Source organism: Aquimarina sp. AU119, from assembly GCF_900312735.1.
Lineage (GTDB): Bacteria > Bacteroidota > Bacteroidia > Flavobacteriales > Flavobacteriaceae > Aquimarina > Aquimarina algiphila.
The window spans coordinates 187,451-210,435 of sequence record NZ_OMPF01000004.1 but is presented as its reverse complement, the minus strand read 5'-3'; the positions used below and the strand labels follow the sequence as shown (position 1 = coordinate 210,435).

Genomic DNA, 22,985 nt, shown 5'->3' with positions numbered 1-22,985 from the left:
TGATAACAAACTGTCTCCTTTGACGAGCTCAGGATGACAGTTTGGTTATTTTTATATTATTCTTCTAATCTGATATCCAGACCAAGACCTTTTAATTCGTGCATTAATACATTAAACGATTCTGGTAATCCTGGTTCTGGCATAGGTTCACCCTTAACAATACTTTCGTATGTTTTAGCTCTTCCTATAACATCATCAGATTTTACAGTCAATATTTCACGCAATGTTGCAGAAGCACCATAAGCTTCCAGCGCCCAAACTTCCATCTCTCCAAAACGCTGACCACCAAACTGTGCTTTACCACCAAGTGGTTGCTGTGTAATCAATGAATATGGACCAATAGAACGTGCGTGCATTTTATCATCTACCATGTGACCTAGTTTAAGCATGTAAATCACACCTACGGTAGCTGGTTGATGGAAACGGTCTCCCGTTCCTCCATCGTATAAATATGTATGTCCAAATCTTGGAATTCCAGCTTCATCTGTAAATCCGTTGATTTGATCAAGAGATGCACCATCAAAAATTGGAGTAGCAAATTTTCTATTTAATTTTTGTCCAGCCCATCCTAATACAGTTTCATAGATCTGACCTATATTCATACGAGAAGGTACTCCCAATGGATTTAATACAATATCAACTGGTGTTCCATCTTCTAAGAATGGCATATCTTCTTCTCTTACAATACGAGCAACAATACCTTTGTTACCGTGACGACCTGCCATTTTATCACCTACCTTTAGTTTACGTTTCTTAGCGATGTAAACTTTTGCAAGTTTAATAATTCCTGAAGGTAATTCATCTCCTACAGAGATTGTAAATTTCTCTCTTCGTAGATTACCTTGTAAATCATTTTCTTTAATCTTAAAGTTATGAATAAGATCAGCTACCATAACATTTAAGTGATCATCAGTAGTCCAAGTTCCTTTAGTAAGGTGAGCATAATCATCAACACTATTAAGCATTTTTTGGGTATACTTTTTACCTTTAGGGAGTACTTCTTCTCCAAGATCATTCATTACCCCTTGAGAAGTTTTTCCACCAACAATAGCAAATAATTTATCTACTAATTCTGTTTTTAACAACTCGAATTTAGTATCATAAGATCTCTCTAAGATATCAATATCTTCCTTATCTTGAGAACGTTTTCTCTTATCTTTAATCGCACGTGCAAATAATTTTTTATCAATTACAACACCATGTAAAGAAGGAGAAGCTTTTAAAGAAGCATCTTTAACATCTCCCGCTTTATCACCAAAGATCGCTCTTAAAAGTTTTTCTTCAGGAGTAGGATCACTTTCTCCTTTTGGAGTAATCTTTCCTATAAGAATATCACCTGGCTTAATTTCTGCACCCACACGGATCATTCCATTTTCATCAAGGTCTTTAGTTGCCTCTTCAGAAACATTTGGAATATCGTTAGTTAATTCTTCATTACCTAGTTTGGTATCTCTAACCTCAAGAGAATATTCATCTATATGTATAGAAGTAAATATATCTTCTCTTACTACTTTTTCAGAAATTACAATTGCATCCTCAAAGTTATACCCTTTCCAAGGCATAAAGGCTACTTTCATATTTCTACCAAGAGCAAGTTCTCCCTTTTCTGTAGCATATCCCTGACATAATACCTCACCTCTCTTAACACGATCACCTACACTTACAATAGGTTTAAGGTTAATATTAGTTCCTTGATTCGTTTTTCGGAATTTTATTAACTCGTAAGTTTTAGAATCTCCATCAAAACTTACCATTCTTTGTTCCTCTGTCCTATCGTACTTGATAGTAATTTTCTGTGCATCTACATATTCTACAACTCCATCACCTTCAGCATTAATTAAAACACGAGAATCTGAAGCTACCTGACGTTCTAATCCTGTACCTACGATTGGAGCGTCAACTCTTAATAATGGTACCGCCTGACGCATCATGTTTGATCCCATCAATGCACGGTTTGCATCATCATGCTCTAGGAAAGGAATCAATGAAGCAGAAATAGAAGCTATTTGATTAGGAGCAACATCTGCATAATTAACATTTGTTGGATCAATTACCGGGAAGTCACCTTCCATACGGGCAATTACTTTTTCACTAGTAATATTTCCTTCTTCGGTAGTAGGAATATTAGCTTGTGCTATTAATTTCTCCTCTTCCTCTTCTGCACTTAAATATCTATATTCTGCTATATCAACTTTACCATCAGTAACTTTTCGATATGGAGTTTCTAAGAACCCCATAGAGTTAACTTTAGCAAAAACAGCTAATGACGATATTAATCCAATATTTGGTCCTTCAGGAGTTTCAATTGGACATAGACGACCATAATGAGTATAATGTACATCACGAACCTCAAATCCAGCTCGCTCTCTTGATAAACCACCAGGCCCTAGGGCAGATAATCTACGCTTATGAGTAATCTCTGCTAATGGATTTGTTTGATCCATAAACTGAGATAATTGGTTTGTACCAAAGAACGAATTAATAACAGAAGATAATGTTTTGGCATTGATCAAATCAATTGGTGTAAATACCTCATTATCTCTAACATTCATACGTTCACGTATAGTACGAGCCATACGAGCAAGACCAACTCCAAACTGTTGTGATAATTGCTCTCCTACGGTTCTAACACGACGGTTAGACAGGTGATCAATATCATCAATCTCAGCTTTAGAATTAATTAGCTCTATTAGATATTTTATAATGGTAATAATATCTTCTTTGGTAAGCACTTGCTTATCCATTGCAATATCAAGTCCCAGTTTTTTATTCATTCTATAACGACCTACTTCACCAAGGTTGTAACGTTGGTCAGAGAAGAATAATTTATCGATAATACCTCTTGCAGTCTCCTCATCTGGCGGTTCTGCATTACGTAACTGACGGTATATATGTTCTACCGCTTCTTTTTCAGAATTGGTAGGGTCTTTTTGTAAAGTATTATGGATTATTGCATAGTCACCTTTCTGATTATCTTCTTTATGAAGTAAAATCGTCTTTGCTCCTGCATCTATAATCTCATCAAGATGGTCTTTATCAAGAATTGTATCACGATCCAAAACAATCTCATTACGTTCAATTGATACCACCTCACCAGTATCTTCATCCACAAAATCCTCATGCCAAGTGTTCAAAACACGAGCAGCCAGTTTGCGACCTAATACTTTCTTTAATCCGGACTTAGAAACTTTTATTTCTTCTGCAAGGTCAAATATTTCTAAAATATCTTTATCACGTTCAAAACCAATAGCACGGAAAAGCGTTGTAACCGGTAATTTTTTCTTTCTATCGATATATGCGTACATAACGCTATTAATATCGGTAGCAAATTCTATCCAAGAACCTTTAAAAGGAATTACTCTTGCAGAATATAGTTTTGTTCCATTTGCATGGAAAGATTGTCCAAAGAATACCCCAGGAGAACGGTGTAATTGAGAAACAACAACTCGTTCTGCACCATTGATACAAAAAGTACCACTTGGTGTCATATAAGGAATTGTACCTAAATACACATCCTGAACAATAGTTTCAAAATCTTCGTGTTCTGGGTCGGTACAGAATAACTTCAGACGTGCCTTTAATGGCACACTGTATGTAAGACCTCTTTCTATACACTCCTGAAGATCATATCTTGGAGGGTCTACGAAATAATCTAAAAATTCTAATACAAATTGATTACGTGTATCTGTAATCGGGAAGTTTTCCATGAAGGTATTATATAGACCTTCGTTTCCTCTTTCTTCAGATTTGGTTTCTAATTGAAAGAAATCCTGAAAGGATTTGATCTGAATATCTAAAAAATCAGGATAATCAGGTCTATTCTTTACAGAAGAGAAATTCAATCTTTCAGTTTGCGTTGCTAACATCAATGGACGGAATTAAATTAAAATTTTAAAAAATGCGCGTATTATAATGCATAACATTTATATACGCAAAATGGTTTAGACCACAGAGAGCAATTTCTCTGGGTCTAAACCTATATGTCAATATATGGTAAGCTTACTTAAGCTCAACCTCAGCTCCAGCCTCTTCTAATTGAGCTTTAAGAGCTTCTGCTTCGTCTTTAGCTATTCCTTCCTTAACAGGTTTAGGAGCACCATCAACTAGTTCTTTAGCGTCTTTAAGACCAAGACCTGTAAGTTCTTTAACAAGTTTTACAACTGCTAATTTAGAACCACCAGCAGCAGTAAGGATTACATCAAACTCTGACTTTTCTTCTGCAGCTTCACCACCACCAGCTCCACCAGCAGCAACAGCTACTGCAGCAGCAGCAGGCTCAATACCATATTCTTCTTTTAATATATCAGCTAACTCATTAACTTCTTTTACTGTTAAGTTAACCAATTGTTCTGCGAAATCTTTTAAATCTGCCATTTTCTATCGTTTTAAATAATTTTTTTTAATTGAAATATAATTTGTTAAAAAGTGCGTACACTACTATTATTATCCTTCTTTTTCGGATAATGTTTTAAGGATACCAGCAAGTTTACCTCCACTTGACTTTAACGCAGAAACTACGTTTTTAGCAGGTGATTGTAATAGTCCAATAATATCTCCGATAACTTCTTCCTTAGACTTAATATTAACTAAAGCGTCTAAGTTTTCATCACCTACAAATACAGCTTCCTCTACAAATGCTCCTTTTAACAAAGGTTTTTCAGATTTCTTACGAAATTCTTTAATAACCTTAGCAGGTGCATTACCCGTTTCAGCAAACATTATTGAAGTATTACCTTTTAATGTACTTGGTAAATCTCCAAAATCCTTATCAGAATTCTCCATTGCTTTAGCAAGGAGTGTATTCTTAACTACTTTTAATGATACATTAGCTTTAAAACAAGCTCTACGTAAATTCGAAGTTGTACCTGCATCTAAACCTGAAATATCAGCTAAATAGATATTAGCATTTTCAGCCAACTGAGCAGTTAAGTCTTCAATTACTAGTGATTTTTCTTCTCTTGTCATAATCGTTTATCTTAATTACCCAGCAAAGTTTTTAGCATCTATCTCTACACCAGGACTCATTGTAGAAGACATATATATAGATTTAATATATACCCCTTTAGCGGTCTGTGGTTTCAACTTTACTAATGTTGTTAATAATTCTTTAGCATTTCCTTCGATCTTTTCAGCATCAAAAGATGATTTACCAATTGCCGCATGAACGATACCAGTTTTATCAACCTTGAAATCGATTTTACCAGCCTTAACATCAGATACAGCTTTTGCTACATCCATAGTTACTGTTCCGGTTTTAGGGTTAGGCATTAATCCACGAGGTCCTAATACTCTTCCTAATGGTCCTAATTTACCCATAACACTTGGCATTGTGATGATTACGTCTACATCAGTCCATCCTCCTTTAATTTTTTCAAGGTATTCATCAAGACCTACAAAATCAGCACCTGCTTCTTTAGCTTCGGCTTCTTTATCTGGTGTTACTAATGCTAAAACTTTAACATCTTTTCCTGTTCCGTGAGGTAAAGTTACCACACCACGTACCATTTGATTCGCTTTACGAGGATCTACGTTCAAACGAACAGCTAGATCTACAGATGCATCAAAATTTACGTTTGTTATTTCTTTCACTAAAGCAGAAGCTTCTTCTAATGAATACGCTTTATTCTTATCGACTTTAGCGTTTGCCTCTTTTTGCTTTTTAGTTAATTTCGCCATTTTGTAAACTTTTTTGGATTAAAAAGGAGCTTGTCCTTTTACAGTTACACCCATTGAACGAGCGGTACCAGCAATCATTTTCATAGCAGACTCAACAGTAAATGCATTTAAATCTTGCATTTTGTCTTCTGCAATTGTACGAACTTGATCCCAAGTAACACTAGCCACTTTTTTACGGTTAGGCTCTCCTGAACCTTTCTTTTGTTTTGCTGCTTCCAGTATCTGGACAGCCGCTGGTGGAGTTTTGATAACAAAGTCAAAAGACTTGTCTGTATACACATTGATTACAACTGGTAATACTTTACCAGCTTTATCCTGTGTTCTACCATTGAATTGCTTACAGAATTCCATGATATTTACTCCGGCAGCACCTAAAGCAGGTCCAACTGGTGGGGATGGGTTTGCCGCTCCTCCACGCACTTGTAATTTTACTACTTTACCTATCTCTTTAGCCATTTTTCTAATTTTAAATTAGAATTGTTCTATAAGTGGAAGCAAAAGAACAATTCAGGATCTATAATGTAACAATTATTATATTTTCTCTACTTGCATATAACTTAATTCTAATGGTGTCTTTCTACCGAAAATCTTAACCATAACTTCAAGTTTACGCTTTTCTTCATTTACTTTTTCGACAGTACCATTAAACCCGTTAAAAGGACCATCGATAACTTTTACTGTTTCACCAACTGTGTAAGGAATTGCTACATTATCAGTTTTCACTGCAAGTTCATCTACCTTACCTAGCATTCTATTAATTTCTGACTTTCTAAGTGGCACAGGGTCTCCTCCTTTTACTTCACCTAAAAATCCAATAACACCATTAATAGATTTAATAATATGTGGCACTTCTCCAGAAAGGTTAGCTTCTATCATTACATAACCCGGGAAGTATACACGTTCTTTATTTATTTTTTTTCCATTACGGATTTGTACTACTTTTTCTGTAGGAACAAGAATCTGAGAAACATAATCCTCAAGTCCCATATGAGCAATTTCACGCTCAATATAGTCTTTAACTTTATTTTCCTGACCGCTTACCGCTCTTACCACGTACCATTTTTTCGTATTATCCACTTCAGCCATTTTAAAAATTTATGATTTAACTAAAGTAAAGTAATACTCTATTAGATTGCTAAATGCAGTATCGATACCCCAAATAACTAAAGAAAAAATAACCGAGAAAACTATAACAACCACGGTAAGTTTTTGTGCTTCTGCCCATGGAGTCCAAGTTACATGATTCTTTAACTCGTTATATGATTCTGTTATGTAATTTACTAGTCCAGCCATCTTATTCTATATATTTAAACGAAATCAAAAAACATTTTTCAAAATCGTTATAAAGCATAATACTTTATTAATTCTTACATCAAAAATGTTACTATATTCTAATCAAACAATTCACATTTTCTAAGCACGGGTTGAGAGACTCGAACTCCCGACACCTGGTTTTGGAGACCAGTGCTCTACCAACTGAGCTAAACCCGTATAACATAAGTCAAGGTATTCGTAGTACGAATACCTTAACTTTTTATATACAATATTGTATTAGTCTAAAATTTCAGTTACCTGACCAGCACCTACTGTTCTACCACCTTCACGGATTGCAAAACGTAGACCAACATTCATCGCAATTGTCTGAATTAGCTCAACTGTAATTGTTAAGTTATCCCCAGGCATTACCATTTCAACTCCATCAGGAAGTGCAATATTTCCTGTTACGTCAGTTGTACGTACGTAGAACTGTGGACGGTAGTTATTATGGAATGGAGTATGACGTCCACCTTCTTCTTTTTTAAGGATATAAACCTCAGCTTTGAATTTCTTATGTGGAGTTACAGAACCAGGCTTAGTGATTACCATACCACGAGAAATCTGAGTTTTCTCAATACCTCTTAATAAGATACCTGCGTTATCTCCAGCTTCTCCTCTATCAAGGATTTGACGGAACATCTCGATACCAGTAATAGTAGAAGTTAATTTCTCAGCTCCCATACCAATGATCTCTACAGGATCTCCAGTATTTGCGATTCCAGTCTCAATACGACCAGTTGCAACAGTACCACGACCAGTAATAGAGAATACATCTTCGATAGGCATTAAGAAATCTTTCTCAACATCACGCTTTGGTAATTCGATCCACTCATCTACAGCAGCCATAAGCTCCATTACAGTATCTACCCATTTTTGTTCTCCGTTAAGAGCTCCAAGTGCAGAACCAGCGATTACAGGACCATTATCTCCATCATACTCATAGAAAGAAAGAAGATCTCTAATTTCCATTTCTACTAATTCAAGAAGTTCTTCGTCATCTACCATATCCACTTTATTCATGAATACAACAATTCTAGGAATACCTACCTGACGTCCTAAAAGGATGTGCTCACGTGTTTGTGGCATAGGACCATCTGTAGCAGCAACTACTAAGATCGCACCATCCATCTGAGCAGCACCAGTAACCATATTCTTCACATAATCCGCGTGACCTGGACAGTCAACGTGAGCATAGTGACGATTTTGAGTTTGGTACTCTACGTGAGATGTGTTAATAGTAATACCTCTTTCTTTTTCTTCAGGAGCATTATCGATTTGATCGAAATCTCTTGCTTCAGAAAGACCTGCATCTGCCAATACTTTAGTAATCGCAGCAGTTAAAGTCGTTTTACCGTGATCAACGTGTCCAATAGTACCAATATTTAAGTGTGGTTTGGAACGATCAAAAGTTTCCTTTGCCATAATTATTTATTTAATCTTAGTTATATATTAGTGTTCAATTTAAAAATTCTGAACCTAGAGCCAATGACGAGATTTGAACTCGTGACCTCTTCCTTACCAAGGAAACGCTCTACCCCTGAGCTACACCGGCTTTTTAATGAGTATAATGACAAACCAGAGCACTTTCATTACCTTAAGAAAGAAATCCAATCAATCATTATATTTATGTTAAAAATCCAACCTTAACTAGCTAATAATTAAGATTTGCTCTATTTTTAAAGCAGAACAATTGAATTAAATCAAAATCTTCTACTTTACACAGGCGTTTCACCCTGTTTTCTTATACCCAAAAATAAAGTTTAAAACATTACCTATTGTAGTAAAGAAAATTCATTGAGCGGGAGACCGGGTTCGAACCGGCGACATTCAGCTTGGAAGGCTGACGCTCTACCAACTGAGCTACTCCCGCTTTTAGTTCTGAATATAAATTCAGAACCGAATTTCTATCTTTAATTTCGAAAAAAAAGCATTAAAAAATATTTTTATTCAATGCTTAATTTTAAAATTTTGTGGGGAGAGCAGGATTCGAACCTGCGAAGACATAGTCAGCAGATTTACAGTCTGCCCTCGTTGGCCGCTTGAGTATCTCCCCGATTGATAAAATCAATATTTCACGATGAACATATGAATTTTGAGTGCGCAAAATTAATCAATTATTTTACAATTCAAAATTCTATTAAAAAAGTTTAATTTTTATTACAAAAATAAAGCTTTTTTAGAGCCGATGGAGGGACTCGAACCCACGACCTGCTGATTACAAATCAGCTGCTCTAGCCAGCTGAGCTACATCGGCTTTTCACTATGTTTTAGAACATAAAAAAGTCCGCTATTTCTAACGGACTGCAAATGTATATAATTTATTTCTTTCACAAAACTATTTTTCAAAAAAAATAATCAAACATGTGCATTTAATTTTTCCTTTCTTTTTTTCAATTGTCTTTCTAACGAACTAACACACTCATCCACACCTTCTTCGAAGGATTTATTTATTTTCTTGATCATAAATTCATCTCCGGGCACACTTAATAAAATTTCTGTAATTTTATTCTCCTTACCACTTGTATTCATAACTTTCAAAAAGACATCTGCATGAATTATACGATTAAAATGAGTTTCTAACTTATCTAATTTATTCTGAGTAAAATCCACCAGCTTCTGATCTGCATTAAAATTTACGGATTGCAAGTTCACTTTCATACGTTGTTAGTTTAATTAGTTTAACAAAAAATATTAAGCCTAAAAGAATGATAAATCAAGAACTTATCTTTTACTTTTTATTCCTCGGATGAGATTCTTTATACACTTTAGCCAATTGAGCGACACTATGATGAGTATACACCTGTGTTGCGGCTAAACTAGAATGACCAAGTAATTCTTTTACAGCATTAAGGTTTGCTCCTTCATTAAGCAAGTGTGTTGCAAAGGAATGCCTCAAAATATGAGGGCTCTTTTTCACTTTTGAAGATGCCTCACTAAAATAACCATTTATGATGCGATACACAAGCGTTTCATAGATTTTAACTCCTTTTTTAGTCAATAACAAAAACGGAACTTCCTCACCTCCTAACAAAATAGACCTCATATCCAAATACTGCGTGATAGTATCACAAACTGATGACAGTAAAGGCAAATACCTTTCTTTATTACGCTTACCTAACACCTTTATTTGCTTATTACTTATATCAACATCAGAGAGTTTTAAATTTACCAACTCTATTCTTCGAATACCTGTAGCATAGAAAAGCTCTATAATTAACCTATCTCTAACACTTTCAAAATCTTTATCATCTGTTAAACCATCCAGCACACTCTCTACTTCTTTTGCCGAAAAGGGTATTTGAAGTTTCTTTGCAACTTTTAAAGCCTGATGCTTAGCAAGAGGATTCTTATCTACTTGCCCCGTTTTGAGTAAAAATTTATAATAAGTTTTTAGAGATGATATTTTTCTATTTATAGTACGATTAGAAACACCGCTATTTACCAAAGTCACTATCCATGAACGAATCTGAGCATAATTAGCTCCAGACACCTCCCCTGTATCATATTCTTTTTTAAAAAAATCAAAAAAAGTCAATAAATCAGCCTTATAAGCCTTTACAGTGTGTTCAGAATATTTTTTCTCTAAAAGCAAATACTCTACAAACTCAGATATAAACATAAAAAAACCGTTAGAAGACAAAAGTATGAAACTTTTGATTTCCTAACGGTTAAAATTTATACTGAAAAACGGTATCCGGTTTCTTCGTAAAGAAACACTATAAAGACAACGTTATTTACTTTTAAATTTCTTCTTGATCTCTTAAGTGCTGAATATATTGCGCTTTTTGGATCTGAGCTCTTCTTTCTACAGAAGGCTTTGAAAACGCTTGGCGTTTACGAAGCTGACGCATCGTTCCTGTTCGATCAAATTTACGCTTAAAACGTTTTAACGCTCTATCTATATTTTCTCCGTCTTTAACTGGTATAATTAACATAGTTGCACCTCCTTTCTTTAGAAATTATTAGGGTGCAAATATACTACAAAACTATTACCTGCAAAGTTTTATTTAATATTATTTTAAAGACCACACAGAATACCCTTTTGGTGGTGCCTGTATCTTAACCCATCTTCCTCCTTGAGTAGTTGGTTCCCATCCCGAATTGCCTGTATAATCCTTAATTTTCCTGTTAGACCAATTTGTTTCAATCCATCTTTCTTTCCAAGAATTGGAATTATTAATATACACTATTAACCCATTTTTTCCACCTCCTCCATTTCGTTTTGCTATATATTCATCAGTATCTGTCCAGAGATTTGTAGTACTTCCACCTGCAAGGTTATTATGGATCCAAATAAGATTATTCATTTTAGTCTTACTTAACCAATCTTCATAATCTCTATAAAAAATTGCCGGATATCCTTCGTGTGTAAGAATATATGCATACGCCAATATCTTATTATTAATGATTTCATCTGTATCATGATTTGCTACAAAAGTTACTGCTCTTGACGCATTTCTTTTCCACAACATATCACCGCTTAGTGCATTTAGGTTATTTCCCATAAACGCGTCTCTCATTTTATAGTAACATCCAAAATCAAATGCTGACATTTGGGCCTGATCCGTCCACCATTTCAATGTATTCACATTACCATCCCAATACTCTCCTACTGCAAATCCTCCAACAGCATCTCTAAATTGTCTTGGCACCCATGGTTCAAACCCTTTTACATAATCGAATCTCCACCCATCAAACTTCATTGTGTTTTTATAGTATTTAGCCACAGAATTTGATCTTTTCCACAACCAATCTTGCACATAAGGTTTCTTATGGCTTAAATCGGGAAAACCTCCAAAAAAACCACTATCAGAGTTATACTTATCATTTGGATGAAAATCATACTTAGTTCTATTAAACTTACCTGACAATGGCATAAACTTGGTATACGTATCTTTTCCAGCAAATTCATTAGACTCTAAATCACCACCACTATTATGATTAAGCACCATATCTGCAATTACGCTTAACCCATTATTATGAGCTTGTGTAATCAGTGACTCTAATTCTGATCTAGAACCAAAACGTGTTTCGGTACTCCCCATCTGATTATATTGACCAAAATCATAATAATCAAAAGGATCATACCCCATTGAAAATGGACCATTCTGAGCTTTACTTACCGGCGGCAACCAAATTGCATCTATCCCTGCATTGTTCCATGAAGAAACTTTCCCTTTCACAACATTCCACCAGGTACCTCCCGCAGGTACATCCCAATAGAACGCTTGCATCATCACTCCAGAGCCTATTTGTTTCAGAGCTTTGGAAGAAACTTCTTCTTGAAGAACATTTGACTCTGATTCTAACGGATCCAGAACCTCATCCTTACTACAACTTAGAAATAAAATCGTAATAGTTAAAAATGCATAAAAAAATCTGTTAATTTTCATAATTACTTAGTGTTTGTGTTAAATTCTTATCAAATTAAGTATTTAATCCAAACCGAAAACGTTTGAAATCCTACGCAAACGTTTTCGTGTTGATAAAATATTGAACATTAACAATTGTCGCCTGCAAAAAACAAAAGGGTAATAAAATTATAATAATTTTATTACCCTTTTGTTTTTTACTTAAGGAATCGAAACTAGTTATTTAATCCTAAGTTGCCGCTTTATATTCTTTCTTATCAATAACTATTTTAGCTATTATTTCTCTTAAAATTTCTGAAGTACCTCCTCCAATAGGGCCTAGTCTACTATCTCTAAGCAACCTGGCCAACGGGTACTCTTCCATGTAACCATATCCACCAAGTAACTGCAAACATTTATAAATAGCTTCATCTGCCATTTTTGTAGATAACAACTTGGACATTGAAGCCTCCTTAACTACATACTGTCCGCCATCAAGTCTTTTGGTTATTGAATAATTAAACTCTTTACACATTTCTATTTCACTAGCTATATCTGCCACTGTATGACGTAGTGCCTGAAACCTATCAATTGTCTTTCCAAAAGCTTCTCGTTCTGACATATATTGTATCACATAATCTAACGCATATTCTGCTCGGGCATGTGCATTCACTCCCATAATTAATCTTTCTAACGCAAAATGCTGCATTATATATGAAAATCCCTTATTCTCCTCACCCATAAGATTATGGGCAGGGATTTTTACATTATCAAATGCTATTTCTCCCGTATCAGAAGCTTTCCAACCTAACTTTTCTAATTTGGTAGCAGAGATCCCAGGAGTCTCTCTATCAATAACAAAGATACTTATACCTTTATTCCCGAGCTCTGGGTTAGTTTTTGCAGCAATTACAAGATAATCACTATACACTCCATTAGTAATAAATGTTTTGGAGCCATTTATAATATAATGATCTCCTTTCTTTACCGCCGTAGTTCTCATTCCTGCTACATCAGAACCGCCAAAAGGTTCTGTAATCCCTAAACATCCTATTTTTTCTCCAGATATACTTGGTCTTAGATATTCTTCCTTAATCCGATCGTCTCCCTCTTTGTTTATATGAGTCATTGCCAAATAAGCATGCGCCCAAATAGCAGCTGCAAAACCTCCAGAGTTAATCTTTTGTAATTCCTCTAACAGAATAACTGTATAAAAAAGATCAAGTTCTAGTCCTCCATATTTTTCTGGGTAGGCGATACCAAAATACCCCATCTCACCAAATTTCTCCCAAATAAATCGATCGATATCTCCAGTTTTTTCCCATTTATCTATATGAGGGGTAACTTCTTTTTTTAGAAATTCTTTTAGACTTTCTCTAAATAATTCGTGCTCTTCCGTAAAATACATACTATCCATATGGTAACTCTAGCTTTTTTAGTTAACATATTACTGTAGAAGGTGACAAACCAATATAACAAAACCATAATCAAAAACAGATTTTGAGATTATATATTAGAGATTCATCAAGAATTCACAGCAATTTTTTTCCGATTATCAATTTAATGTCAAATATAACTTTATTCTATCTATTTTTTCTAAAGAAAAACCTTCGATTTTTTTCAATTCATTAAAGTCTGAAATATTACCATTACTCTTTATAAAATCTTTAATATCCAACGCAGTCTCAAAATCAAAATAAGGCACATCCATCAGTTCTTTGACAGATATGGTATTAATATTCATTTTTTTAATTGCTCTTGGAGTCTTAACGGTATATAAGGACAATATCATTTTTCTCTTATGATCATAGAGTCCCGAAATATCCTTTAGCTGTATATCACTTACAAATCCTCCTATTTTACTTTTATATCTTATGATTCTTTCTGCGATAAAGTCAGGAATCTTAGTATCTTTTTGAAGTTCTTCTGAAGTGACAGTGTTCAAGTCTTTTTTTTCAGCATGTGATTTGATCGGATATTTCTTTTTGGAATATGACTTAGATGTATTATTATTCTTAATCCATTCGGGAAACCTGAATAGTGGTGAAATAATTATCAATAGAGAATCAGAGACTTGTGTTACCTTTTTAAAGTCAGCTACAGAATTTATCCACTTGCCTTTTTCTCTATACTTATGTAAACGGTCTAATTCCTTTGCAGAAAGACCTAATACATATCCTTTATGATCAGAAATAAAATTAGGATTAAAAGTTGATACCTTATATTTCTTCTCATTATTTTTTGCAATTTGTTTGAGTGAGTCTATTTGGTTTTGAAACTCGGTAAGCTCAACAAAACTACTTTCGGTTAATTCTGGTTCTGGATAAAAATAGTATCCTAATATAGTTATCAGAAGAATTATAGATAAAAGAAAAATCCCATTTCGAAAACGCGTATGGATTTCAAAATGGGATTTTATATGTTTCATTAGATATGTTGTTTTATTTTTTTGAAGCTTTTATAGCTTCAAAATAACGTCCTAACTGTTTTTTAACTACAGGAAACAGGAAGAATAAACCTATCATGTTAGGAAAAACCATCGCAAAAATCATCGCATCAGAGAATGCCCAGATAGAATTCATACTAGCAGCAGCTCCAATAATTACAAAAGATAAAAACAACAATTTATATGTTAAATCGGCAGCTTTACCTCTTCCGAATAAAAACTTCCAGGATTGCAGCCCATAATATGACCATGAGATCATAGTAGATACTGCAAAAAGTACTACTGCAATGGTTAAAAATATATTAGAATAAGGTATATATTGTGCAAAAGCTTGAGAAGTAATCCCTGCTCCTTCATAAGCAACACCATCTATTAAGACCGCACCACTTCCATCTCCTCCATACTGGAACGCTCCTCCAGAATTAAATATTATAATTACTAAAGCTGTCATTGTACAAATCACTACAGTATCGATAAATGGTTCTAGTAAAGCCACAAGTCCTTCACTAGCAGAATATTTTGTTTTTACTGCAGAATGCGCAATAGACGCTGATCCTGCACCTGCTTCATTAGAGAATGCTGCTCTTTTAAACCCTACTAACAAAACTCCGATCACTCCACCTACTCCGATAGCCTTAGGATTAAAAGCTTCTGTAACAATTAATCCAAGAGCATCATCAACAAAAGAGAAATTACTAAAAATAATATACAGACATGCTAATAAATACATAATAGCCATAAACGGAACTACCTTTTCTGTAACTGATGCGATACGTTTAATTCCACCGATAATGATGATTCCTACTAAAACTGCAAGTATAATTCCAATCCAAAACCCAGCTCCTGTACTTTCTAATCCTATTAGTTCTTTTAGTACTATTGTTGCCTGGTTCGATTGCGCTGCATTACCACCCCCAAAAGAACCACCAATACAAAATATAGCAAAAATTACTGCTGTAATTTTACCTAATACTACAAAACCTTTTTCTTTTAAGCCTTTGCTTAGGTAATACATAGGTCCTCCATACACAGTACCATCTTCACCAACATCTCTGTACTGAACACCAAGAGTACATTCAACAAATTTAGTAGACATTCCTAATAATCCACAAATAATCATCCAAAACGTAGCACCCGGTCCTCCAAGAGCAATGGCTAATGCTACTCCTGCAATATTCCCGTTACCTACTGTTCCTGAAACTGCTGTTGCTAATGCCTGAAAATGACTTACTTCTCCTTCTTTAGACTCATCCCGTATGGTATCTCTAATATCTCCATCTACAGCTGCTGAGGGATCTCCCAAGCTATGACCTTCTACATCATCATATTTACCTCGTACTACATTAATAGCTTTTCCGAAATATCGAATATTAGGAAAACCAAAATACAGTGTAAAAAACAAGGCACTTAGCACTAATAATATAATAACGAATGGAGCTCCATCAAAAACTTCAAAAAAGATAATACTAGAAATTGCATCTGAAAATGGCTTAAAAGCCTCATCTATTTTCTGATCCAAACCTTTTTCTGTAGTCTCTTGTGCAAATGTTAAAAATGGAATTGTGAATGCTAACAGTGAAAGAAGAATTCTCTTCATGATAATGTGAGTTAATTAAATTTTAGTTATAAGAAGTGAGCAAGATGCTAAAAAAAACGGTCGTGTACAATTTTTAGTGAGTTAAATGTTTTGTAACAGTTAAATATTAAACTCTTTATTAAGTAAATTAATTTGCTCTGGACGTCCCAAAACTACAATCTTAGAACTTGGTCTCAAAATTGTATCTGCTTCAGGGTTTACGATATATTCGCCTTCTGGAGATTTATATCCTATAATGGTACACCCTGTTTTAGATCTCATATCAATAGTACGAATTGTCCTTTCTTTATTATCATCAAACATATCTTCGAAGGAAACCTCCTCTATATTTATTGATCTTTTACCAACAATAGAAAGATTATCCAAAAACTCTATTAAGTCAGGAACCACAACTAATGATGCCATATGATCTCCTCCAATACGATCTGGCATAATCACATTATCTGCTCCTGCCAATCTTATTTTTTTATACGATGTGTCTTGTGAGGCTCTACTTATGATTTTAAGTTCTTTATTAATTTGCCTAGCAGAAAGGACGATAAATAAATTATCAGCATCTTCTGGAAGTGTACATATTAAACAATCTGCATTTTTAATACCAGCTTCAATTAAAACATCATCTTCTGTTGCATTACCTTTAAGAAACAACAATTGATCACTCTGATACCTTTCTATGACATCATTATCTTTCTCGATAATAATAAAGGGTTTATTATAGGCTAATAACTTTACCGCCGCTTGTTTACCATTACGACCATATCCAATGATAATAATATGATTTTCGAGCTGATGTATCATTTTTTGTGTTTTTCGATATTGTACTCTTTTGGGATCATTTTTGCTTACTATATACTCTGTAATTACAGAGACAGAATATGCAAATATAGACACACTAGTAGCGATTAGGAAGATTGTAAATAATTTGGCATTCTCATCCAAGGGATGCACTTCACTAAATCCAACCGTTGACATCGTTATGACGGTCATGTAGAGGGCGTCTGTCCATGAATAATCAGAAAAAAACTTAAAACCTATTACTCCAATACTAATTACAATAATTAATAAAATTAAAGCAATATATACTTTTCGTCTGCCCCAATTATAAATTTTTATCATAAGTCAAATACAGAAGTTCGTTTAGTATACACCAAGTCTTTTAATTTCAACCAAAACGCCATATTAAGATATATTACAAATCCTAATCCTGCTGTAGCAAAAGTTAAGTAAATAAAGAATAATCGTACATTCTTAGCTCGCATACCTAACCGATCCGCTAATCGTGAAGAAACATAAAATCCGTTACGTTCTAGAAAATGTCTTAAATTATAAAGCATACCGCAAAATAATTATATTAAACTAAATTCTAATCACCATTTAATAAATAATTCCCAATTGCACACTTTAAACATGCTTTTTGATCACAATATTGGTTCTTTAACTGAATCATAGCCTGAGAGTGTAGTGCATTCTCAATAGGAATTTTTAATCCTTCAAATTTATCAACAATACTATTTTTTTCTTTAGAGAGTTGAGAAATTAATTTAAAAACCTCATCATCAGGATATCGACCTATACTTCTTGCATGTAAAAATTTAATTGGAATTATAGTATTAATCAATAATAGATCTACAAAAGATTTTGTTATCTTTTTCCTTCTAATTTTTGATTCCTTTTGAAATGTATAGTGATTTTCCCAAAAACTACTTGCCTCAACACTAAACAGTGTATAGAAGTCTTCAATATTATTAATATGAATAATTGAACTAAAAAGCTGATTATTATTAAAATATAACATGGCTAATTGAGCTAATCGTATAGTAGGAAAGTTTGATGGTCTCAACCTAAAAAATTGAAAAGGTAATATTCCTTGAGTATCCAATTGAAATTTAGATTTTAAAAAAACATATTCTTTTTTAAGAGATTTGGCATACTCATTTTCATAATCTTGTTCTAAAAAACCTGCTTGACCAAAAAACAAGGCTTCTAATTTTTCACATGCTATACTACATTTCCTAAGGGTAGAAAAATCTATCGAGTTTGCTAAGCTCAAAAAAGCATCTCCGTTTACTTTTAATCCAAAATTTTTTGCCAAAAGTTTAAAAAGCACTGCTTCCCAATCATTAGCTGATTGATTTAAAAGTTCTGTTATATAACTTGATTTCTGCTCTAATCTTTCTAAATACAATCTTTCTTGCCAATTAGACAAAACAAAATTAGAAATATAAGGGAGTTGTTTTTCACATCCGATCCAGTGTTTATTACTTTCTGTAAAAAGTTTTTTGTATCTATTTAATATTTCATGAGATACATAATCCTTAAGTTGTAGTGTGGGAATTATCGTATTATCTTTTCTAAATATTTCGATATCATCTTCCCAGACTACATGAAGAATTACATTATCATAGGCTGGATCATTTTCATGATTATGCACATACCAATCGCTTGATCTGATATGAATTTCTACATTCCCTGCCCATTTCTGACCATTTATAATAAGTCGGGCATTAAAAAAATCAGGGCCTGAATGATCTGTATTATGTAATCCAACTTGTTGCAGGAGAAGGCTTTCTTGCTTTGTTGTTTTTAAATTAGAAAGTTCAAACTTTTTATACTTCCAAAGGTATTGGAGCAAATCTTCTTTCATCTGTATTGCGTATTGTTTTATATTACAAATTGTAATTTGCTACTAAACATCACGGGTAGGATAAAGAAAATGTAATAGCGAATCTAAATAGTGCATGAAAATACTAAATATTATCTTAATCTTGTAAGCTCTACATTAGAACATTGACCAAATTACAAACTCCAATATAAATGAACAATATCTTTAAATCTGTTTTTATATCAATTTTTCCTGTAATTGCTCTCTATTATGCTATAGACAGTATTGTACACCTCATTAATCATAGTGTATCATATCGATATATAGGAAGATTAATCTTAGCTTCTACTATTGTTACCTTTTTTCTTTTTCTTTTTATTAAACCGGTAGCAAGAACAGATTCGAATCTAAAAAAACATACTATAAGTATTGCGGTAGGCCTTTTAATAAGTCTAATATTTGGAGGAGCTATAGAGCAAGATATATATGGTTCATTACCTAGTATTGGTTTATTTTTAGGGTGGGTTTTATACATAAAATGGTATTCAACTTTTGAAGATAGAAAAAACAATACAATGCTTAAGATTGGTAGTTATTTACCAGAATTAGAACTACAAAATATTGAAAAAAAAAGAATCAATACCTCAAAATTTATTGGTAATCCATCTATTTTTCTTTTCTACCGCGGCAACTGGTGCCCATTGTGTATGGCTCAAATCAAAGAAATTGCCTTACAATATAAAGAACTTGAAAAACGAAACGTAAACATCATATTTATCAGTCCACAATCTCATGGTCACACAAAATCACTTGCTGAAAAATTTAATTTGAATTTTAATTTTTTAGTAGACCATAAGAACAAAGTTGCTAAACAGTTACATATTCTTTCAAAAAATGGATTACCAATGGGTTTCCAAACCTTAGGATATGATAGTGATACGGTGATGCCAACTGTATTAATAACTAATAGGGAAGGGAAAATCATTTTTGCAGATCTTACAAATAACTACAGAGTACGCCCAGAGCCTGAAACTTTCCTAAAAATTATAGACACATATACCTCAAAATAAAATCATATTTATCTAATTGACTCCCTAAAAAAGCACATATAAAAGAGTGTAAAAACACAGAAAAATACTTTAAAACCCTTCATAAAATGAGTTTAACAAGTTAAATTTCTTAAAATCAAGTTAATTCGATATAGAAATGTACTATTGGTAAGATTTTATGTATTAATGGAAAACACTACTACAATTTCATTTCTTTTCTTTGTTTGGAATTAAAAGGGAAAATTAATTCATTCAAAAAATATTAAGATTACAAAACCCTAAGCTAAGTTGAGTTTGTGTTAGGTTATTGATGGTTGTCATTTTTGACGACCATCTTTATTTTTAGACTATTTCTAAACCTCATCAATCTTTTATATGTCTTATGAATTCATATCCGGGTATATATCAAACTTATTAAAAAAAGCTTTTCTAAATTTTGAAGAATTCGAATAATTAAGAGTATCCATTACTTCTCTTATCGAAAGGCCATCACCAATGATCATATTATATGAAATCTCAAGTCTTCTATTATTAAAAAATTCTAACGGTGTCTGATTATGTATTTCTTTAAACATATTAAAAAAATTAGTACGACTCATATGTGCCATAGCTGCTAATTGGTCAACGCCAATAAATGGTTCTTGAATATTATTTCTTAAATAATTACTTACTTTATATATACTTCCAACCTGAGCACTATTAATATTAAAAGGATTGCTTTCTGTTTCCCATTTTAATACATCTTTCCAAAATGTTTCTAACAAACGTATCCCTCTGGCTATAAAATAAAGGTAATTTTCGACCTTATCTACATCAGGTTCTACAATTTGGTCAAAAAGATTTGATTGCTTGTATGAAAGATAAAACTTATTAATGTGTTGATGTGAATACCTAATATAGCTATCTACTCTTTCTGCCATATCGTTATTTTTCATAAAATATGGTTCGGTGTAAGAGCTTTTTAACACAATCATAGTAGATTTTACTTCTGCTCCCTTTGTGATAAAAACTTGTTCTCCCTGCTGACCATCCATACATCTCATATTACCTGGTGTATAGCTATCAGAATAGGTGCTTATAATTTGATTTTTTTCTAATTGATGATCTAATGCATACTTTCTAAAATGAAGTATAATATCCTTTTCATTAATCGGTTGTCTTATGTATTCAATATCTGCATTAGCTCTGTAATTATTAACCAAGAGAAAGACTTCTGGAGATATTTTATAATATGATAAATATCCTTCTCCTATTTCGGGAGGAAAATAAATCCGATCGGTAGTACTATTCGGATCCAATTGAGACCTAAAATAGTTTCTTAATTTATCGATATCAGAAAAGTCAAATGTATATTTATGCATATTCCCTCATTTTACAACTATATTATTTTAATTAAGATCATTATTCCCTAATAAAGTTGCGCAATATATATCCAAATAAAATATAAAAACAACCCCTTTATCAGCCAATAACGCTAATAGAGGGGGTAAATTATATTTTAAATATAAGGATTTATTTTATATGACTAATTACGTCATATTTTGTAATAATATGATGCTTCCCATTATCTAAAGCAACCAGAACTGCAGGATTGCCGTTCTTAATCAACTTAGAAATTTCATCAAGAGAAGTTTTTGAAGATACAATAGGATACGGATCTTTCATAACATCCTTAATAGGAGTATTATCCATATTTTTATCATCAAGAAATGCAGAAAACAAAGCACTTTCATCTACAGAACCAACAAAACCTTCACTATCAACAACAGGAATTTGAGAAATCTGAAATTTACGCATACGCTCGATCGCGTGTGATACCAATTCTTCAGTTTTAACAGTAATTAATGGTTTTTCTATATGATCTTTTACGAGGTCATCTGCGGTAGATACTTCTTCATCAAGAAATCCTCTTTCTCGCATCCAATCATCATTAAACATCTTGCCCACATATCTACTACCATGATCATGATATAAAATAACCACTACATCATCTTTAGTAAAATTTTCTTTTAATTGAAGTAATCCTTTTATAGCAGCTCCTGCGCTATTTCCTAGAAACATCCCTTCTTCTTTAGCTAGTTTTTGTGTATATACGGCAGCGTCTTTATCTGTTACCTTGGTAAAACCATCTATAACTGAAAAATCTACATTTTTAGGTAAAATATCTTCTCCAATACCTTCTGTGATATAAGAATAAATCTCATTCTCATCAAAAACACCCGTTTCATGGTATTTTTTAAATACCGAACCATAAGTATCAATTCCCCAAATCTTAATATTTGGATTTTTTTCTTTTAGATATTTTCCTACACCAGATATTGTTCCTCCTGTACCTACTCCTACTATAAAATGTGTTACTTTACCATCTGTTTGTTCCCAAATCTCTGGTCCTGTACTTTCATAGTGTGCCAGAGCATTAGAAGGATTATCATATTGATTTACATACCATGAATTTGGTGTTTCTTCTGCTAATCTTTTTGAAACTGAATAATATGATCTTGGATCGTCTGGTTCTACATTAGTTGGGCACACCATTACTTTTGCTCCTACAGCTCTAAGAATATCCATTTTTTCTTTAGACTGCTTATCTGCCATCACACAAATTAGCTTATATCCTTTTACAATTGCAACCAGAGCCAATCCCATTCCTGTATTTCCAGATGTCCCTTCAATAATTGTTCCTCCTGGTTTTAATCTGCCATCTGCTTCTGCATCTTCAATCATTCGTAAAGCCATACGATCCTTTACAGAATTTCCTGGGTTAAAAGTTTCGTATTTTGCTAATACTAAAGCATCGACATCCTTTACCATAGCATTCATCTTAACCAGGGGTGTACCACCAATGGTTTCCAATATATTATTTGCGTATTTCACTCCAATATTTTTAAGTCTCCCAACATGGGTATTTTGCAGCGCAAAGATACAATCTAGATTATCGTTTGACAAT

At 33.3% G+C, this 22,985-nt stretch carries 21 protein-coding genes and 5 tRNA genes; 1 reads left to right on the top strand and 25 read right to left on the bottom strand.

Going from position 1 to position 22,985, the window contains the following annotated elements; genetic code table 11:
* Positions 1-56: 56 nt before the first annotated feature.
* The 23 genes from rpoB to DK442_RS05445 form a co-directional block, all read right to left on the bottom strand.
* Positions 57-3,866: a DNA-directed RNA polymerase subunit beta gene (rpoB, locus tag DK442_RS05555; protein WP_109434865.1), complete on the bottom strand. Its 3,810-nt coding sequence runs from the start codon at positions 3,864-3,866 to the stop codon at positions 57-59.
* Positions 3,867-3,999: 133 nt separating this feature from the next.
* Positions 4,000-4,374: a 50S ribosomal protein L7/L12 gene (gene rplL, locus DK442_RS05550; RefSeq protein WP_109434864.1), complete on the bottom strand. Its 375-nt coding sequence runs from the start codon at positions 4,372-4,374 to the stop codon at positions 4,000-4,002.
* A gap of 69 nt (positions 4,375-4,443) precedes the next feature.
* A complete protein-coding gene (gene rplJ, locus DK442_RS05545; RefSeq protein WP_109434863.1) occupies positions 4,444-4,965 on the bottom strand; it encodes a 50S ribosomal protein L10 in 522 nt (173 codons plus the stop codon).
* Positions 4,966-4,980: 15 nt separating this feature from the next.
* Positions 4,981-5,676, bottom strand: a complete 696-nt coding sequence (rplA, locus tag DK442_RS05540; RefSeq protein ID WP_109434862.1) for a 50S ribosomal protein L1 — start codon at positions 5,674-5,676, stop codon at positions 4,981-4,983.
* 18 nt (positions 5,677-5,694) lie between these two features.
* On the bottom strand, positions 5,695-6,132 hold the full coding sequence (gene rplK, locus DK442_RS05535; RefSeq protein WP_024768886.1) for a 50S ribosomal protein L11: 438 nt from the start codon (positions 6,130-6,132) through the stop codon (positions 5,695-5,697).
* A 75-nt stretch (positions 6,133-6,207) separates the two neighbouring features.
* Positions 6,208-6,762, bottom strand: a complete 555-nt coding sequence (gene nusG, locus DK442_RS05530) for a transcription termination/antitermination protein NusG (RefSeq protein WP_109434861.1) — start codon at positions 6,760-6,762, stop codon at positions 6,208-6,210.
* A gap of 9 nt (positions 6,763-6,771) precedes the next feature.
* Positions 6,772-6,969 (bottom strand): preprotein translocase subunit SecE, encoded by a 198-nt coding sequence (secE, locus tag DK442_RS05525; RefSeq protein WP_109434860.1) that lies wholly within the window; start codon positions 6,967-6,969, stop codon positions 6,772-6,774.
* A 125-nt stretch (positions 6,970-7,094) separates the two neighbouring features.
* Positions 7,095-7,167: transfer RNA gene (locus DK442_RS05520), tRNA-Trp, on the bottom strand.
* Positions 7,168-7,227: 60 nt separating this feature from the next.
* Positions 7,228-8,415 carry an elongation factor Tu gene (tuf, locus tag DK442_RS05515; RefSeq protein ID WP_109434859.1) on the bottom strand — a complete coding sequence of 396 codons (1,188 nt, stop codon included), beginning with the start codon at positions 8,413-8,415 and terminating at the stop codon, positions 7,228-7,230.
* A 58-nt stretch (positions 8,416-8,473) separates the two neighbouring features.
* Positions 8,474-8,545, bottom strand: a tRNA-Thr gene (locus DK442_RS05510).
* A 245-nt stretch (positions 8,546-8,790) separates the two neighbouring features.
* A tRNA-Gly gene (locus DK442_RS05505) sits at positions 8,791-8,863 on the bottom strand.
* 101 nt (positions 8,864-8,964) lie between these two features.
* A tRNA-Tyr gene (locus DK442_RS05500) sits at positions 8,965-9,046 on the bottom strand.
* Positions 9,047-9,173: 127 nt separating this feature from the next.
* Positions 9,174-9,247: transfer RNA gene (locus DK442_RS05495), tRNA-Thr, on the bottom strand.
* A 101-nt stretch (positions 9,248-9,348) separates the two neighbouring features.
* The gene (gene hpf / locus DK442_RS05490; protein ID WP_109434858.1) at positions 9,349-9,651 is read right to left on the bottom strand and encodes a ribosome hibernation-promoting factor, HPF/YfiA family; all 303 of its coding nucleotides are present in this window, start codon (positions 9,649-9,651) and stop codon (positions 9,349-9,351) included.
* A gap of 70 nt (positions 9,652-9,721) precedes the next feature.
* Complete coding sequence (locus tag DK442_RS05485; RefSeq protein ID WP_109434857.1) at positions 9,722-10,612, bottom strand: tyrosine-type recombinase/integrase; 891 nt, start codon at positions 10,610-10,612, stop codon at positions 9,722-9,724.
* Positions 10,613-10,733: 121 nt separating this feature from the next.
* Complete coding sequence (gene rpsU, locus DK442_RS05480) at positions 10,734-10,928, bottom strand: 30S ribosomal protein S21 (RefSeq protein ID WP_024768892.1); 195 nt, start codon at positions 10,926-10,928, stop codon at positions 10,734-10,736.
* Between the two features lie 78 nt (positions 10,929-11,006).
* A complete protein-coding gene (locus DK442_RS05475) occupies positions 11,007-12,386 on the bottom strand; it encodes an alpha-amylase (RefSeq protein WP_109434856.1) in 1,380 nt (459 codons plus the stop codon).
* 208 nt (positions 12,387-12,594) lie between these two features.
* Positions 12,595-13,761: an acyl-CoA dehydrogenase family protein gene (locus DK442_RS05470; RefSeq protein WP_109434855.1), complete on the bottom strand. Its 1,167-nt coding sequence runs from the start codon at positions 13,759-13,761 to the stop codon at positions 12,595-12,597.
* A 138-nt stretch (positions 13,762-13,899) separates the two neighbouring features.
* Positions 13,900-14,772, bottom strand: a complete 873-nt coding sequence (locus DK442_RS05465; RefSeq protein ID WP_109434854.1) for a helix-hairpin-helix domain-containing protein — start codon at positions 14,770-14,772, stop codon at positions 13,900-13,902.
* A 13-nt stretch (positions 14,773-14,785) separates the two neighbouring features.
* Positions 14,786-16,387, bottom strand: coding sequence for a sodium:alanine symporter family protein (locus tag DK442_RS05460; RefSeq protein ID WP_109434853.1), 1,602 nt, complete (start codon positions 16,385-16,387; stop codon positions 14,786-14,788).
* A 99-nt stretch (positions 16,388-16,486) separates the two neighbouring features.
* Positions 16,487-17,503 (bottom strand): TrkA family potassium uptake protein, encoded by a 1,017-nt coding sequence (locus tag DK442_RS05455; protein WP_109434852.1) that lies wholly within the window; start codon positions 17,501-17,503, stop codon positions 16,487-16,489.
* A complete protein-coding gene (locus DK442_RS05450) occupies positions 17,500-17,721 on the bottom strand; it encodes a PspC family transcriptional regulator (protein WP_035085698.1) in 222 nt (73 codons plus the stop codon). The genes DK442_RS05455 and DK442_RS05450 overlap by 4 nt, the downstream gene beginning before the upstream one ends.
* A 29-nt stretch (positions 17,722-17,750) precedes the next feature.
* Positions 17,751-19,031 carry a DUF2851 family protein gene (locus tag DK442_RS05445; protein ID WP_109434851.1) on the bottom strand — a complete coding sequence of 427 codons (1,281 nt, stop codon included), beginning with the start codon at positions 19,029-19,031 and terminating at the stop codon, positions 17,751-17,753.
* A 170-nt stretch (positions 19,032-19,201) separates the two neighbouring features.
* Here DK442_RS05445 and DK442_RS05440 point away from each other — a divergent pair, with 170 nt between their 5' ends.
* The gene (locus DK442_RS05440) at positions 19,202-20,059 is read left to right on the top strand and encodes a peroxiredoxin (protein WP_109434850.1); all 858 of its coding nucleotides are present in this window, start codon (positions 19,202-19,204) and stop codon (positions 20,057-20,059) included.
* A 359-nt stretch (positions 20,060-20,418) separates the two neighbouring features.
* Here the strand turns inward: DK442_RS05440 and DK442_RS05435 are convergent, their stop codons facing one another.
* A complete protein-coding gene (locus DK442_RS05435) occupies positions 20,419-21,399 on the bottom strand; it encodes an AraC family transcriptional regulator (RefSeq protein ID WP_109434849.1) in 981 nt (326 codons plus the stop codon).
* A gap of 151 nt (positions 21,400-21,550) precedes the next feature.
* Entirely contained in the window at positions 21,551-22,912 is a 1,362-nt protein-coding gene (locus DK442_RS05430; protein WP_109434875.1) for a pyridoxal-phosphate dependent enzyme, read from the bottom strand.
* Positions 22,913-22,985 lie beyond the last annotated feature (73 nt).